Genomic DNA, 14,334 nt, shown 5'->3' with positions numbered 1-14,334 from the left:
CAATTCTCGTTACTTGTTAGCCATTAATCTTAATATCTGCTTGACCAATATTAAAGCCAGTACTGACGACTAAGCAACGGTCAAAATTGTTATTTACTAATTTTTCTTCAGCGGTGACTAGTAAGGTTTCCGTTTCGTCGTCGTCAAGTTGACGTTCATATAACATCACAAACTGATCGGTCTCGCTAGTATCACCATCTTGTTCATAGGTCTTTTCGGTCATAGCAACGGGTGGTGATTCATCACCCACTGCATCCCACACGCGCTGATATTCTGTGTCTTCAAGCTGATAAGTTGGTTTGGATACACCTGAGGCAATAGTTTGTTTCCACTGAGCTTCTGAACCTATGGTTTTAGTCTCGTAAAAGTACCATAGCTTTACATCTGTGATGTGATTTTCTGTATCACCACCATCTAAGATAACTTGTAAAAAGGCATCATCATCTGTGTAAAAACGTAAAATTTTGCCACCGGTATCCAAATTCACTTCACCTACTGCTTGAATAAGGTGCTGACTAGCCGCTTTTTCAATCATCAGTTGTGGCTCAATTAAACGTAATTTAAGGGGATCGAGTTCAAACGAACCACCTAAGTACAACCCCATGATTTCAGGTGCTTTAGGTGTTGTTTTGGTTTCTTTTTTACCAAATAATTTACTAAACATATGCGAGCCTATTTACTTTTCTTCAAAGTCACTCCACTGAAATTTGATTATCCTCTCATCGGCTATATAGAAAATTTTATCACCGGGTGAGAGCATCAAATTTAAATCTGGATTAACTTGAATATTTAACTTTTCATCTGCTTTGACCATACCTATCAAAGTAGCGCGATACTTGCGTTTAAGCATTTCAAAGATATTTTCAATTTTTAATGGTGGGATATGAGCTGGAATACAAACTGAATATTGCGCCTGTCCATGATTAATATCTAAAAGGTCGTGATGTAACAAGCTTGAACCAGGGTCAAACGCCGACTTAGCTAACATCTCTACTGCGACACTAGGGGTACACTCCACGTTAGGGCAGTGTTTTTGTAATAAACCGACTAAACTCTCATCATTAAAATAGGCCACCATTTGTGCAGTTGGGTTACGTTGACTGCAATATAATGCGGTAGTCATAGTGAGGTCGTCTTCTGGATTATCCATTAACACCACACGAGCCTTGGATACGCAAGCTCTGTCCATATCGGTATCATTACTAAAGGTGGCAACTTTGATAAACTCAATTTGGCCGGGTAAAGGGTTAGTGATATCGGCTCTAACACATAGCACTATGACGGGATCATCTTCGATGGACGAGCGTTCACGGATTAATAGATTTAATAAACGTATGGTGCGATGACCGTTCCAACCCAGCACAAGAATATGATCTTCAACATTTAAACTTTTCAAACCTCTTGCTCCTCTTTGCCATTGATTCGATACCCAAGATGCGACGCGCCCTAATACTAGAGCAAAAATACTCAGACCTAATGGAATAATGTAAAAGGATACTAAGTATTTGCCTGCGGTGGTGCTGGGTGACAAATCACCGTAACCGACTGTTGAACCTGTGACGACCAACCAATAAATAAAATCTACTGGTTGAGTTAATGATTCTTCTCCCGCTAGATGTAGTAGTAACCAACTGCTTAAACCATAAAAAAGAAGCGCCAGTACAATACTGTACCAGCGCATCTCGGTAAACACTCGACTCAACATCTTGCGTAATCTTAGAAACATCATTTGCCTTGTTTCACTTCAAAAGCCAATGAATTATTTGCCTAATATACGGCTAAGTTCATCATCTGCTGATGCGTTGCCGCCAGCAATTCCTGCTTCTGCTAAACGTTTGCTCAAGTCATCACTAGACTCTTCAGTTGCGAGTTCTTCTGCCGCTTGTAATTCAGCATTACGCAAGTTTTGTTTGTCTTGAATACGTGACAAAGATTCGGTGGCAGTTTTCATCTTGCTGTTGGCGCCCAAATGACGAGATGACACTGCAACCTGTGCTTTTTGCACTGACTCAGTGGCCTTTACCATATCAACCTGTTGTTCCAAACGTTTTAGATTTGATTTCGCTTGCTTAATATTAACTGCAAGTTGTTTTTCAGATTGCTTAAACTGGTCAAGGTATTTTTGTTCGCCATCTTGCTCCGCACGCAAATCACCGACTTTTTGTGCACAATCTAAGGCTAATTGACGATCAGTGTCTACTGCTTTACGAGCATGGGCTTCGTATTGCTCAACTGATGCTTGTAAGCTGTCTACTTTTTGTTGAGCTAGTTTGCACTTAGCCAATATTTGAGTTCTGGCGTGATCTGACTTACGCAGCTCATCTTTGGCTTCACGAATTTCTTGCTCAAGAATACGAATGGCCTGACTGTCGGCTACAGATTGTGCCGCTTCAGTTGCTCCGCCTTTAACAGCAGTAATTAATTTTCTCCAAACTGACATATTCTTTCTCCTAACTAATACAGTAAGTGCTATTTCAAATGGACTTCATAAGCATCTAAAAATGCTTCGACATTTTGAAACAGGGTAGATAGCTCAATTACGATACTCTCAGCTTTAGACTGTGAACTTAATGAGCCAAACGCTGTGTAATACTCATCACCAGCAACTTGCGATATACCGACTGTTGTCAGTGGGAATATCATGTGCGTCTTTAAAATTTCTTCATTTAATAGAGCGCAGTCTTTGACTTCGGACTTGGCAAATAATAGTGATTCCACCAAAATTTGTTCACCACTAATGGCTAACCAAGCATCTATTCCGTCACTGTTTGCTACTAATAAACAATTTTCTTCTTTAGTGACAACCAAATCTTGGTTGTCTGCTAAAAGGGTCTCAAGTTGGTTAAGATCCCAAGTCATGGCTACTCTCCTGTAAGGCTAATGACTAACGTGTAATTCAAAGATGTTAGCCATCTGTGATATTACGTGGCACAGTTTAGTCAATATAAAGTTAATAAGTCAAATTATATTTTCAACATTTGATATTTATATGTTTTAAATGTAAATTATACGTCACGTTTGGTTATTTGGTGAAAGTTAATATTATGTCTAAAAATAATGATGAAACAACAAACAATACAATACCATCGCTAACTGCCGATTGGCGACAACTGGTTCAGCGTCTACTTAAGGCTGAAATGTCGAAGCGTGGTACTAAGTATCAAGATCTCAGCGACAGACTATCTAATATAGGCATACATCAAAGCGCAGACAACCTAAGAAATAAAGTTAATAAGGGCATTATGGGTGCAGATTTGTTGTTACAAATCATGTACGTTTTGAATATGCGCAAAATTGAACGCGACGATATCATCGAAATATTTACTGATTTAGGCAGCCCATTAGAATAAAAACTAGTTGAGTTTCTGTTTGAAATCGATTTTACGCACTAACCATGGGTTAGTCGTTGCTTGAACAACTAAAGTAAACAGAACCACACCAAAGCCAATAGATTGTATTGTCCACCAATAATGCAATTCAACTGGTAACGACAATACCAAAGCTATAGTGACGACTCCGCGTAAACCGCCCCACACCATAACAGGGCCATAATTCCACTCAACTGAATGTTTCAACACAAATTTGCCAAATCCAATTGACACATAACAAGCAACCAACCGTGAAACAAAGGCGGCTAATATACCAATCAGCATGGCGAACCACTGATCGCTAAACATTGTAAAAGTAAATACTAAGCCCATTAAATAGAACACAAATAAGTTAGCGACAAAGGACAAAAACTCCCAACTTTGATGGATCTCTACTTTGTTTGCTCTAAGTCCCAACAAGGCATTTTTAGCGACTAACGCTGCTATTAAAACAGCAATGATCCCTGATAAATTTAAGATATGTTCTGCCAGATAGAAGCTACCATAGGCTAATGCAAGGCTAGTAACAGTATAATTAGCAGAAGTTGCAGGGATAACCTTCAGAATAAAAATAGCCAGTTTTGCTAGTACTGCACCCACTAACGAACCACCCAACATAACTTTCACCAATAGCCAAACACCACCCATACCCGTAACCTGATGTTCACCTAAGGCAATGGCTAATAAAATGCCATACAATACAATCGCGGTTGCATCATTAAATAAGCTTTCGCCTTCAATTAAGGTTGCTAGTTTTTCGGGGGCTTTGGCCTCTTTAAGTTGAGTGACAACGGCAACAGGATCGGTAGCAGAAATCACCAACCCCGTAATTAACGCCGCAATCCAAGGAAAACCTTGTGTTTCACCAATCAAATAATACATTATGGCCGCGGCGATCGATGCCGCTATTATCATGCCTATTGTGGCACTGAATAAAATAGCTCCGATTAAAGGCCGCATGACTTTGGTATTGAGATTAAGGGCGGCTTCAAACACTAGTATAGGAATAAGTACAAACAAGATTAAGTCTTGGAAATTATCTGATCTAAGCCCTGTATCAAAACCACTCATGGGAATAATAAATGAAGACAACATGCCCCAAAATAAGATACACAGGGTCAAGGGTAATCTGCTGTACTTAGCACAAATCATGGCCGCCAATCCATTCGTCAGGATAATAATTAGCATGGTAATTAACTGGATAATATCCATAAAGTGACTTTTTTTAGTTGTTAAGGAGGTAGGTTGTTGGTTTTTGATAGGAAGTACAAGTTTATCGAGACAAAAAAAAGCCCGGCTACATTGAATCAATGAACCGGGCAAAGAACAGTTTTGGGAGAAAACGTCAATAATCTAACTGTGAGTTAATCATAATTCAGTAGGATATATGTGCAATGCAATTAGGGTATGCATACTTGATTGCAGGTATTAAAAAATATACGTAAAATGAAGGGGCTGTTGATTTTTCATATATCCACGAGACTGAGGTCATTTATTTGGATACCGAGGCGTTTGCCTTGAAGTTTAGTCATTCTAAACGAAAGGCAAACAACGAAGGTAGGCGAATAAATGGCCCAGCCTGCAAGGTTTTCCTCAAAACGCCCTCACTCATCGTTAAAACCCGTTTATTTGGATGGCCAAACTTCACAGGTTTCGCCTTGATTGAGTACATTTTGAGGAAAATCTCGTTGACATATGAAAGATCAACAGCCCCTAGGCAACTAATATTGAGACCACTATGAAACTATCTGATTTCCAATTTGACCTTCCCGAAAACCTTATCGCCCGTTATCCAACTGCACAACGTAGCAGCAGTCGTCTAATGCACCTTAACGGCAACAGTGGTGAGGTGAATCACAAACAATTTACCGATATTGTCGAGTTAATCGACCAAGGTGATTTGCTTATTTTTAATAATACCCGAGTGATCCCCGCAAGGCTACTAGGTCAAAAGGAGTCGGGTGGCAAAGTTGAAGTGCTGATTGAGCGAGTATTAGACGAACATCGAGTATTAGCTCACGTAAGAGCCAGTAAATCTCCCAAAGTAGGTAGTAAGTTAATACTCGAAGGCAAAGTGCAGGCTAAAATGGTCGCCCGCCACGACGCTTTGTTTGAGTTAGTGTTTTTGAATGATGAGCCTGTTTTAGCTTTACTTGAAGAATTTGGGCATATGCCATTACCACCCTACATCGACAGGCCAGATGAAGACTCAGACAAAGAACGTTATCAAACTGTGTATAACCAAGTGCCAGGTGCAGTCGCTGCACCTACGGCTGGTTTGCATTTTGATGAAGATGTTCTTCAGATGCTCAAATCAAAAGGTGTGAAATCAGAGTTTGTTACCTTACATGTTGGCGCGGGTACATTTCAGCCAGTACGAGTAGACAATATTCTCGAACACCAGATGCATTCTGAGTATGCAGAAGTATCGCAGCAAGTAGTTGATGCTATTTTAGCTACAAAGGCTGCAGGTAAGCGTGTTATAGCAGTAGGCACAACCTCGGTGCGCTCGATAGAATCAGCTGCTCATGCGTCACTTAAGGCTGGGACTGAGCTGGCACCCTTTCTTTCAGATACCGATATTTTTATCTACCCAGGCTACGAATTTCAGCTAGTAGACGCTATGTTAACCAACTTCCATTTATCCGAGTCCACCTTGCTCATGTTAGTCAGCGCTTTTTGTGGAAAAGAAAATATTGAAAATGCTTACCAACAAGCCATTGATCAAGAGTATCGTTTTTTTAGTTATGGTGATGCGATGTTTTTGGAAAAGAAAGTAGGCCAATAGTAGGAATTAGAAAGTAGAAAATAACAATTTAATTGGTCGTTCCCTTTAATTTGTTATTTTCTGCGGTAATCCGTACTGGCACTATTCTTCCAATGTTATGTTGTACTTTTTGAGAAGTATGGTTTCTTTTTTACCTTTCATCGACAAACGCCCTCCATTCCATATTTTTATAAGTTCTTGTCTTTTTTCTGCAGGCATTTTTTTTGAGAAGATCGGTCTTTCAAGCAATTTTTTTTCCAAACCAGGGCGCACGATTTTAAGGTCTTCATTCAATTTTAGCTGATTTAAAACATGCTGAAGAACAAGATCACTATCAGCATATAAGTCGACTCTATTTTCTTTAATCATACGGAATATGCGCTTGACTACATCACCGTCACCTGCGAGCACTTCAACTAAGTCAGAATTTTTGGGGTCATCTATATAATTTTGATAGTCACTACTCATTGAGCTGTAATCCCAGCCAGGCCCAGTTGCGATACGTTTTCCTTTTATGGATTGAACGCCGTTATAGTGCCATGGATCATCTCTCCTAACGACAAAAGCTGAGGTGTATGCAAAGGTTTCTTCGGTGGCATATTCGAAATCGTTTTCTGAATTTTTTGAATATAGATACTCTGGTAACATATCGCAAAGACCATCAGCCACCATAGCCAGTCCTCTCGCCAGAGGCACTTCGTAATATTCCAGTTTATAACCTTTTGATGTGTATATTTGTTCCAACATATCTATGACAACACCGCGAGCCGGAGACCCTTGTGATGGAAATATTGTCATTGGAGCCCATTGGTCGTAACAAACTTTTAATGTCGTACCATGATTGCTGCCAGCTATGCTGGTTCCTGTCAAAAAGAGCATTAAGGTTAGTAGCCGATAGATTATTTTATCTTTCGACATAGTCACGACCCTTTTCTTTCGCCCCATAAAGTTTCAAATCGGCGCGTTTAAATAGCTCGTCAATTGAATAGTCTTCTAGCTCTGATGATTCAATGCCAATACTCACTGTGTAGGTAATGGTTTTACCATCAACCTCTATTGTTGCATGACTAATGGCTTTTCGTAATTTATCGGCTAGGTGGAAGGCTTCATCCATTCCAGTATCAGAAAGAAATATGCCAAATTCTTCCCCGCCAAGTCTCCCAAAAAGATCAGATTCTCTCAACAAATCATGAATAGTATCTGCAAAATGCACCAGTACTTTATCGCCGCTAAAATGACCATAGGTATCGTTAACCATTTTGAAGTTATCTAGATCCATCAATATAAAGGAGGCAGGCGATTTTTGGCGTTTGCAAAGAATGAGCAAGTGTCGAGCTGCTTCAAAGAAACTTCCGCGATTTAATATGCCAGTCAATGAATCATTTTTAGCTAACTTTTCGAGTTTTTCATTTGATATTTGCAATTCTTCGGTGCGTTTTGCAACGGCATCTTCTAGCCAACTTCGCTTGGCTTGTTCGTCTTCCAATAATCGCTCTCTATTTTTCTCAATCGCACTGAGCATACTATTCATATGATTTTGAAGTTCGATGAGTTCGTTATACTCCATATTAGAAAGGTTAATTCGTTTACTGACATCTTGGTTCATTTGAACCTCATTTACTTGCGACATCAATTCTTTTAATGGGGTTGCCAAGTAACGATCAAAGGCCCAAACAAACAGCCAAAACAAAACTGATAATTTTATAATTTCGGTAATGGCCATTAAGGAAAAGCCAAACAAAACGCGATCTAAAATAACTTCTGATGATGAATAAAGTACTAAGGATCCAAGCAGCACACTTTCGCCATTAAGACTCCACTTCAAGTCTGATGTTGTAGCAAAAATTGACAAGGGCGCTGAAGCTGGTGAGTAAATCCTTTCATAAATAGTATTTTTACCATCTTTGTCGAAAATATCGACACCCTGGATAATGGGCAGTTTGAGAATCCCTGCGATGAGTGAATTCACTTGATTCTGGTTGTATTGCCATAAGCTAGTTGAGATAGGGCCGCGGATTGTTTCTTCCAGTTGCTTTAATTCATTTAAGATTGAATCCTGAGTTTTCATATACTCGGTCAAAAACTGCATGCTTGTGATTAGCAAGGTTACGCCCAGATAGATGGAAAAAATAACACGCATCATTTTTTGGGACAGATTTTTAGGACGAATAAAGCGTGTAACCATTAAAACAGACTATCCTGATACAACTTAATTTAGAACTAATCTTAAAGGACTCCGGCGGTGAATGAAAAGGTTATTTAAGCTTTCTCAGTTTGCCATTTCCAGTCATAAACGGCCGTTCCTTTCTATATAGCAAAAGCAATCCCGTGGATATTATTGGGAGCTACCTATTGGCTGCTCAACTTCAGGGTAATTTCCTATACAAGGTCCAACACTAAACTGGTAGCCTAAAGCAGAATTGTCTTCAGTGACCAGTAAAATAGAGTTTTCGTCTATGGGTAAACTACGTTGTTCGGGTAATTTTTTACAGGCTGACTTGGGGTAGGTTTCGAAGTGATAAATAAATCCTGCAATGATTTTTTCTAACCATTTTATCTGACCTTGTGAGTCTACTGGTAAGCTAAATTGACGCTTATTTAAGGTGAGTTTAATATTACTAGATTCAGGCTCAGGCTCTGATTCAGTGAGTACTATATTATCGTCAATTTGTTGTTTTTCATTTATCTCCTGCGATGATGCTTTCTTGAACATCGCGATGGGCTGTGCAAACAATTCTATTTGCTGGGCATAGGGTACAGCCATAAAAAATATTGACATGATCACGTAAGGTATCAATACCAGTCTCAATATCATGGTAATAATAACAAATGTTTTGTCTTCCCAATGTATTTTGACTTTGACTCCGAATGGGCGAAGCAATACACCTATGACTAGCCACAAATTGCCTGCAACCAAAGCCACAGAAAAAAACATGATGGAGCTCATTAACAACCAAAAAGGTAGCATTATTAAGGTGGCAAATCCTAATGTGAAAACAAAAGGACCAGGCTCGATACCGGTAATTACATTAATTTTAAGAGCTGATATAGCTAAGGCAAAATTAGCGGTGGCGGCATACAAAACCAGGATCAGACCTTTGCCTAAGGTATGTTCCCAGATCCGATTAAAGACATGCCAAAGCTCTCTAATCAGGCCTACTCCAGCAATGGCTCCTACCCACCACAACTCAGAGTCCTGTTCGATATCCTGATCAGCATGAACAAGTAACAATAAAAACGCTAAAAGGTACATCCATTGGGAGAGTGTCAGTTGTGAAAACTTCTCCCGTAAACTAGCAATAATCTGCTTTGGCAACTGCAACCAATTTCTCTTAAAAAATGCGCTCCCCTTAGTTATTTTGGGGGATTCATCGTTGTTCGAGTACTGTAACTGATTGTTTGACAAGTGATTTTACCGTGTAAGAAGGCTGGTTTATTATCTAAGGTATCCAATATAATGGATTTTTAATCACTATGTTAGTGGCAATTTAATGGCAATGTTACTGATGTTATTAGACTTAAAGCTTTATCATTACATGATGATTACAGTGTGCGCCTAGTGGGACTCAAAGCGTTACAAGGAATGCCTAATTCATAGGTTGCAACTGTGGTATTTTTCTAAGTTATCGAATGAAGCACAAATTATCGGTGATAAGTTTTCAAACCACTGGCTGATTCGTATATAATCTCGCATCGTTTTTAAGCACGGCTTGTTAAATGGGGCATTTCATTCAGATTTGTTTGTGCGTGATCCCCCTAATTTTGGCAACCCAATTTCGCCATCGGACTGTTTTCCGGTAAGCAGAGATAAATAAATGAAATTTGAATTAGATAATACAGACGGCAAAGCTCGCCGTGGCCGGTTGATTTTTGACCGTGGTGTGGTAGAAACTCCGGCTTTTATGCCCGTGGGTACTTACGGTACAGTTAAAGGTATGACTCCCGAAGAGTTAGACGAGACGGGTGCACATATATGTTTAGGTAACACTTTCCATTTAATGTTACGTCCAGGTACCGAAATCATCAAACAACACGGTGATCTGCATGATTTTATGCATTGGGATAAACCAATTCTGACAGACTCGGGTGGTTTTCAGGTGTTTAGCTTGGGAGATCTCCGTAAAATCACCGAACAAGGCGTTACTTTTCGTTCACCTATTAATGGCGAAAAAATCCTTCTCACACCAGAAAAATCCATGCAAGTACAACGAGATTTAGGTTCAGATATCGTGATGATATTTGACGAATGTACGCCTTATCCTGCCACAGAAAGCGAAGCTCGGGTTTCTATGGAGTTGTCTCTACGCTGGGCAAAACGCAGTAAAACTGAACATGGTGATAATCCATCAGCATTGTTTGGTATTATTCAAGGCGGCATGTACGAAGAACTTCGTGATGTTTCTTTGGCTGGCTTAGAAGACATTGGTTTTGATGGTTATGCCATAGGTGGTTTATCAGTTGGTGAGCCAAAAGATGAAATGATCAAGGTGCTAGATCACACTACAAATCAAATTCCTGCAGATAAACCTCGTTATTTGATGGGCGTTGGTAAACCAGAAGATATCGTAGAAGCGGTGCGCCGTGGTATTGATATGTTCGATTGTGTGATGCCCACGCGTAATGCTCGTAACGGTCACATGTTTATTACTAGCGGAGTCGTCAAAATTCGCAATGCAGTACATAAAACCGATACCGGTCCATTAGACGATAAATGTGATTGTTACACTTGTAAAAACTATTCTCGGTCATATCTACATCATTTGGACAAATGTAATGAGATACTGGGTGCGCGCTTAAATACTATCCATAACCTGCGATATTACCAACGTATTATGCAAGGTTTGCGTGATGCCATTGCCGCTAACGAACTCGATGCTTTTGTTACTGAATTTTATGCACTAAAAGACATGCCTGTGCCTGAGTTGAAAGGCTAACTGGCACTAACACAACTAAAACTTACAAAAATTAGGGGAAATTATGAGCTTATTTATATCCAATGCCTACGCACAAGATGCTGGTGGAGCCGCAGGTGGTGGTTTCGAAATGTTGATCATGCTAGGTGTGTTTGGTTTGATTTTTTACTTTATGCTTTATCGTCCACAAGCTAAACGTGTTAAAGACCATAAAAACTTGGTTACTTCCTTAGGTAAAGGCGATGAAGTACTAACTCAAGGCGGCATGGTGGGTAAAATCGTTAAGGTATCTGACGAAAAAGATTTTATCGAAATTGCTTTGAATGATACGACTAACATCGTCATCCAAAAATCTGCTGTTTCAGCGGTATTGCCTAAAGGCACTATGAAAGCCATCTAAGTAAAGATAGCGAATAGGGGCGATGTAGCCCCTTTTTTATTGGAAGAACGGAAGGAAATTTTTTGTGTTAAATCAAACTCCGCTATGGAAGTACATTTTGGTGATCTTAGTGGTCGGCTTATGTGCTTTATATGCCTCGCCAAATTTATATGGTGAAGATCATGCAGTGCAAATATCAGCGGGTAAAAATGCTGAAATTAATGCTGGCGTGGTCGAAAAAGTCACTGCTGAGTTGGCTGCTGCTAATATTACTAGCAAAAGCATTGTGCTAGAAAACGAACAAATATTGATTCGTTTAAATGACTCTGATACCCAGTTAGTTGCTCGTGAAAAAATCGAAAAAGCCTTAGGTGATGATTATTTTGTGGCTATGAACTTAGCCCCTGATACACCCGCTTGGTTGGAAAGTTTGGGTGGCACGCCAATGAAGCTTGGCCTTGACTTACGTGGTGGTGTGCACTTTCTGATGGAAGTGGATATGAAATCAGCCCTGGCTAAAAACCTCGAAGATATGGTTGGCGATTTTCGTACTGCATTGCGTGAAGAAGGCATTCGTTATCGCACCGTAAAACAATTGGATGATGGTGTAGAAATTTATTTTCGTGACCAAGAAACCTTAGATTCGGCAGAGTTCTTCCTAAAAAATCGTAATCGAGACTTAGTTTTTGTTGAAAGAAGTGACTTAGTTATTTTTGCCAGTATGTCTGATCAAAAACTAGCTGAGTCTCGCGATTACGCAGTAAAACAAAACATTACTATTATTCGTAACCGTGTAAACCAACTGGGTGTGGCTGAGCCAACTGTTCAAAAACAAGGGCCAGACCGGATAGTTGTACAACTACCAGGTATTCAAGATACCGCCAAAGCCAAAGAGATTTTGAACGCTACAGCTACCTTAGAATATCGTGAAGTCGACCTTGAACATGACGTTCGTGATGCTATTAATGGTCGCGTCCCAGCTGGTTCAGAGTTGTTGAATTATGAGAAAGGTGGCCCACAATTACTCAAGAAAAAAGTCATTGTTACAGGTAGTTCAATTATCGACGCTAACAGTGGTGTGGATCAATATGGTATGCCAAAGGTGTCTATTTCCCTTGACTCCAAAGGTGGCGCCAAGATGCTCAACTTCACTAAACGAGCTGTGGGCAAACCTATGGCAGTGGTCTTTATTGAATTTAAAACCACGGGTGAGCGAGATGCAGACGACAAGCTGATTTTTGAAGAAGAAAGGCGTGTTATCAGTGTGGCTACTATTAACGGTGTATTTGGTAACCAGTTTGAAACCACTGGATTAGACTCACCGCAAGAAGCTTATGATTTAGCTTTATTACTGAGAGCTGGAGCCTTGATTGCACCTATTCAAATTATTGAAGAGCGCACAGTTGGACCAAGCCTTGGTCAAGAAAATATCGATTTAGGTACAAAAGCTATTATTTATGGCTTTATAGCAGTGCTTATCTTTATGCTTATTTACTACAAAAAATTTGGCTTTGTTGCCAACATTGCATTAACTCTCAACTTAGTCATGATTATTGGTGTTATGTCGATGATCCCTGGCGCTACGCTAACCTTACCTGGTATGGCAGGCATAGTTTTAACAGTAGGTATGGCAGTAGATGCTAATGTACTTATCTTTGAGCGAATACGTGAAGAAATTTTAGATGGTCGAAGTCCTCAGCAAGCTATTCATCATGGCTATGACAGTGCGTTTTCAACCATTTTAGATGCTAATATTACCACCTTCCTTGTTGGTTTGATTTTGTTTGCTGTAGGAACTGGTCCGATTAAAGGTTTCTCCATTACCTTAATGATTGGGATCATCACTTCAATGTTCACTGCGATCGTTGTGACTCGTGTCATCGTTAATGCATGGTGGGGCGGTAAACGTCTAACCAAGTTGTCAATCTAGGAGCACCACATGCAATTATTAAATATGAAAAACACCATTGCCTTTATGACGCTGAAAAAACCAGCGGCTATTTTGTCAGTGTTTTTGATTATTGGTTCGTTGACGTCTTTGGCCATTAATCAATTAAATTGGGGGCTAGATTTTACTGGTGGAACCCAGATTGAAGTGGGTTATGCTCAGACGGCAGATTTGGAACAGATACGTAAACAATTGGAAACATCGGATTTTAAAGATGCCGTAGTTCAAAACTTTGGTAGCAGTCAAGACGTATTAATTCGTTTGGCCTCTCGTGAAGGTGTTAAACCTTCTGAGTTAGGTGATGCGGCTATTAAAGTGTTAAAAGAAGCAGATAGCAGTGCAGAAATGCGTGGCAGTTCTTATGTTAGTTCGAGTGTAGGTGACGAACTCACAGAGCAAGGCGGATTGGCCATGCTGGTGGCGCTGATATGTATCCTTATTTACGTGGCATTACGTTTTGAATGGCGTTTTGCTTTAGGTTCAGTCGCCGCGTTAACTCATGATGTGATCATTACTTTGGGGTTATTTTCAGTATTAGGCTTAGAGTTTGATTTAACAGTACTGGCTGCAGTACTGGCGGTAATTGGTTATTCACTTAACGATACAATAGTGGTGTGTGACCGTATTCGTGAAAACTTCCGTAAAATACGCAAAGGTGAGTCAGAAGAAATTATTAATATTTCTCTGACCCAAACTTTGAACCGAACCATTATTACCTCTTTGACTACCATTTTAGTTTTGCTTGCGTTGTTTTTTGTAGGCGGCGCGACTATCCATGGTTTCGCAACGGCCTTGTTATTTGGCGTTGTGATAGGTACCTATTCTTCAATCTATGTCGCTAGCCTAGTTGCCTTGACATTAGGTATCAGTAAAGAAGACTTGATGCCCACTGAAATAGAAAAAGAAGGGGCTGACCAAGAACCTATGGTTTAGGTTGCACAAGACAAAAAGCATTTTTC

14 protein-coding genes are annotated in these 14,334 nt (G+C 39.9%); 6 read left to right on the top strand and 8 right to left on the bottom strand.

The window, feature by feature from the left end:
• Positions 1 to 16: 16 nt before the first annotated feature.
• Genes GARC_RS24000 through GARC_RS23985 form a run of 4 tightly spaced genes read right to left on the bottom strand, consistent with a single transcriptional unit; the run spans position 17 to position 2,859 of the window.
• On the bottom strand, positions 17 to 664 hold the full coding sequence (locus GARC_RS24000) for a YjfK family protein (protein ID WP_007625475.1): 648 nt from the start codon (positions 662 to 664) through the stop codon (positions 17 to 19).
• Between the two features lie 12 nt (positions 665 to 676).
• Positions 677 to 1,726, bottom strand: coding sequence for a potassium channel protein (locus tag GARC_RS23995; RefSeq protein ID WP_007625474.1), 1,050 nt, complete (start codon positions 1,724 to 1,726; stop codon positions 677 to 679).
• A 33-nt stretch (positions 1,727 to 1,759) separates the two neighbouring features.
• Positions 1,760 to 2,440 (bottom strand): PspA/IM30 family protein, encoded by a 681-nt coding sequence (locus GARC_RS23990; protein WP_007625473.1) that lies wholly within the window; start codon positions 2,438 to 2,440, stop codon positions 1,760 to 1,762.
• A 29-nt stretch (positions 2,441 to 2,469) separates the two neighbouring features.
• Positions 2,470 to 2,859 (bottom strand): YjfI family protein, encoded by a 390-nt coding sequence (locus tag GARC_RS23985; protein ID WP_007625471.1) that lies wholly within the window; start codon positions 2,857 to 2,859, stop codon positions 2,470 to 2,472.
• A gap of 185 nt (positions 2,860 to 3,044) precedes the next feature.
• On the opposite strand from GARC_RS23985, the gene GARC_RS23980 reads away from it, so the two are divergent.
• Positions 3,045 to 3,350, top strand: coding sequence for a DUF6471 domain-containing protein (locus GARC_RS23980; protein ID WP_007625469.1), 306 nt, complete (start codon positions 3,045 to 3,047; stop codon positions 3,348 to 3,350).
• A 3-nt stretch (positions 3,351 to 3,353) separates the two neighbouring features.
• Here the strand turns inward: GARC_RS23980 and GARC_RS23975 are convergent, their stop codons facing one another.
• Positions 3,354 to 4,580 carry a cation:proton antiporter gene (locus tag GARC_RS23975; protein ID WP_039990455.1) on the bottom strand — a complete coding sequence of 409 codons (1,227 nt, stop codon included), beginning with the start codon at positions 4,578 to 4,580 and terminating at the stop codon, positions 3,354 to 3,356.
• A 526-nt stretch (positions 4,581 to 5,106) separates the two neighbouring features.
• On the opposite strand from GARC_RS23975, the gene queA reads away from it, so the two are divergent.
• Entirely contained in the window at positions 5,107 to 6,156 is a 1,050-nt protein-coding gene (gene queA, locus GARC_RS23970; protein WP_007625463.1) for a tRNA preQ1(34) S-adenosylmethionine ribosyltransferase-isomerase QueA, read from the top strand.
• An 81-nt stretch (positions 6,157 to 6,237) separates the two neighbouring features.
• Here the strand turns inward: queA and GARC_RS23965 are convergent, their stop codons facing one another.
• From GARC_RS23965 to GARC_RS23955, 3 genes are all read right to left on the bottom strand, one after another.
• Positions 6,238 to 7,053, bottom strand: coding sequence for a substrate-binding periplasmic protein (locus GARC_RS23965; RefSeq protein ID WP_039990454.1), 816 nt, complete (start codon positions 7,051 to 7,053; stop codon positions 6,238 to 6,240).
• Positions 7,040 to 8,320, bottom strand: coding sequence for a GGDEF domain-containing protein (locus tag GARC_RS23960; protein WP_007625459.1), 1,281 nt, complete (start codon positions 8,318 to 8,320; stop codon positions 7,040 to 7,042). The genes GARC_RS23965 and GARC_RS23960 overlap by 14 nt, the downstream gene beginning before the upstream one ends.
• Before the next feature lie 150 nt (positions 8,321 to 8,470).
• Positions 8,471 to 9,457 (bottom strand): hypothetical protein, encoded by a 987-nt coding sequence (locus GARC_RS23955; protein WP_007625457.1) that lies wholly within the window; start codon positions 9,455 to 9,457, stop codon positions 8,471 to 8,473.
• A 493-nt stretch (positions 9,458 to 9,950) separates the two neighbouring features.
• Here GARC_RS23955 and tgt point away from each other — a divergent pair, with 493 nt between their 5' ends.
• The 4 genes from tgt to secF all read left to right on the top strand — a co-directional run bounded on the left by tgt (position 9,951) and on the right by secF (position 14,308).
• The gene (gene tgt, locus GARC_RS23950) at positions 9,951 to 11,069 is read left to right on the top strand and encodes a tRNA guanosine(34) transglycosylase Tgt (RefSeq protein WP_007625455.1); all 1,119 of its coding nucleotides are present in this window, start codon (positions 9,951 to 9,953) and stop codon (positions 11,067 to 11,069) included.
• Positions 11,070 to 11,112: 43 nt separating this feature from the next.
• Complete coding sequence (yajC, locus tag GARC_RS23945) at positions 11,113 to 11,448, top strand: preprotein translocase subunit YajC (protein ID WP_007625453.1); 336 nt, start codon at positions 11,113 to 11,115, stop codon at positions 11,446 to 11,448.
• Between the two features lie 64 nt (positions 11,449 to 11,512).
• The gene (gene secD / locus GARC_RS23940; RefSeq protein ID WP_007625452.1) at positions 11,513 to 13,357 is read left to right on the top strand and encodes a protein translocase subunit SecD; all 1,845 of its coding nucleotides are present in this window, start codon (positions 11,513 to 11,515) and stop codon (positions 13,355 to 13,357) included.
• Between the two features lie 9 nt (positions 13,358 to 13,366).
• On the top strand, positions 13,367 to 14,308 hold the full coding sequence (gene secF / locus GARC_RS23935) for a protein translocase subunit SecF (protein WP_007625450.1): 942 nt from the start codon (positions 13,367 to 13,369) through the stop codon (positions 14,306 to 14,308).
• The last annotated feature ends 26 nt before the right edge of the window (positions 14,309 to 14,334 follow it).

The sequence above is a fragment of the Paraglaciecola arctica BSs20135 genome (assembly GCF_000314995.1).
Taxonomy (GTDB): domain Bacteria; phylum Pseudomonadota; class Gammaproteobacteria; order Enterobacterales; family Alteromonadaceae; genus Paraglaciecola; species Paraglaciecola arctica.
Note: the sequence above shows the minus strand (reverse complement) of the source record. Positions and strands in the feature narration are given on the sequence as shown.

Excerpts from the sequence above, each read along its gene's own strand:
- GARC_RS24000 (WP_007625475.1), bottom strand. The coding sequence starts at position 664 with ATGTTTAGTAAATTATTTGGTAAAAAAGAAACCAAAACAACACCTAAA.
- GARC_RS23995 (WP_007625474.1), bottom strand. The coding sequence starts at position 1,726 with ATGTTTCTAAGATTACGCAAGATGTTGAGTCGAGTGTTTACCGAGATG.
- GARC_RS23990 (WP_007625473.1), bottom strand. The coding sequence starts at position 2,440 with ATGTCAGTTTGGAGAAAATTAATTACTGCTGTTAAAGGCGGAGCAACT.
- GARC_RS23985 (WP_007625471.1), bottom strand. The coding sequence starts at position 2,859 with ATGACTTGGGATCTTAACCAACTTGAGACCCTTTTAGCAGACAACCAA.
- GARC_RS23980 (WP_007625469.1), top strand. The coding sequence starts at position 3,045 with ATGTCTAAAAATAATGATGAAACAACAAACAATACAATACCATCGCTA.
- GARC_RS23975 (WP_039990455.1), bottom strand. The coding sequence starts at position 4,580 with ATGGATATTATCCAGTTAATTACCATGCTAATTATTATCCTGACGAAT.
- queA (WP_007625463.1), top strand. The coding sequence starts at position 5,107 with ATGAAACTATCTGATTTCCAATTTGACCTTCCCGAAAACCTTATCGCC.
- GARC_RS23965 (WP_039990454.1), bottom strand. The coding sequence starts at position 7,053 with ATGTCGAAAGATAAAATAATCTATCGGCTACTAACCTTAATGCTCTTT.
- GARC_RS23960 (WP_007625459.1), bottom strand. The coding sequence starts at position 8,320 with ATGGTTACACGCTTTATTCGTCCTAAAAATCTGTCCCAAAAAATGATG.
- tgt (WP_007625455.1), top strand. The coding sequence starts at position 9,951 with ATGAAATTTGAATTAGATAATACAGACGGCAAAGCTCGCCGTGGCCGG.
- yajC (WP_007625453.1), top strand. The coding sequence starts at position 11,113 with ATGAGCTTATTTATATCCAATGCCTACGCACAAGATGCTGGTGGAGCC.
- secF (WP_007625450.1), top strand. The coding sequence starts at position 13,367 with ATGCAATTATTAAATATGAAAAACACCATTGCCTTTATGACGCTGAAA.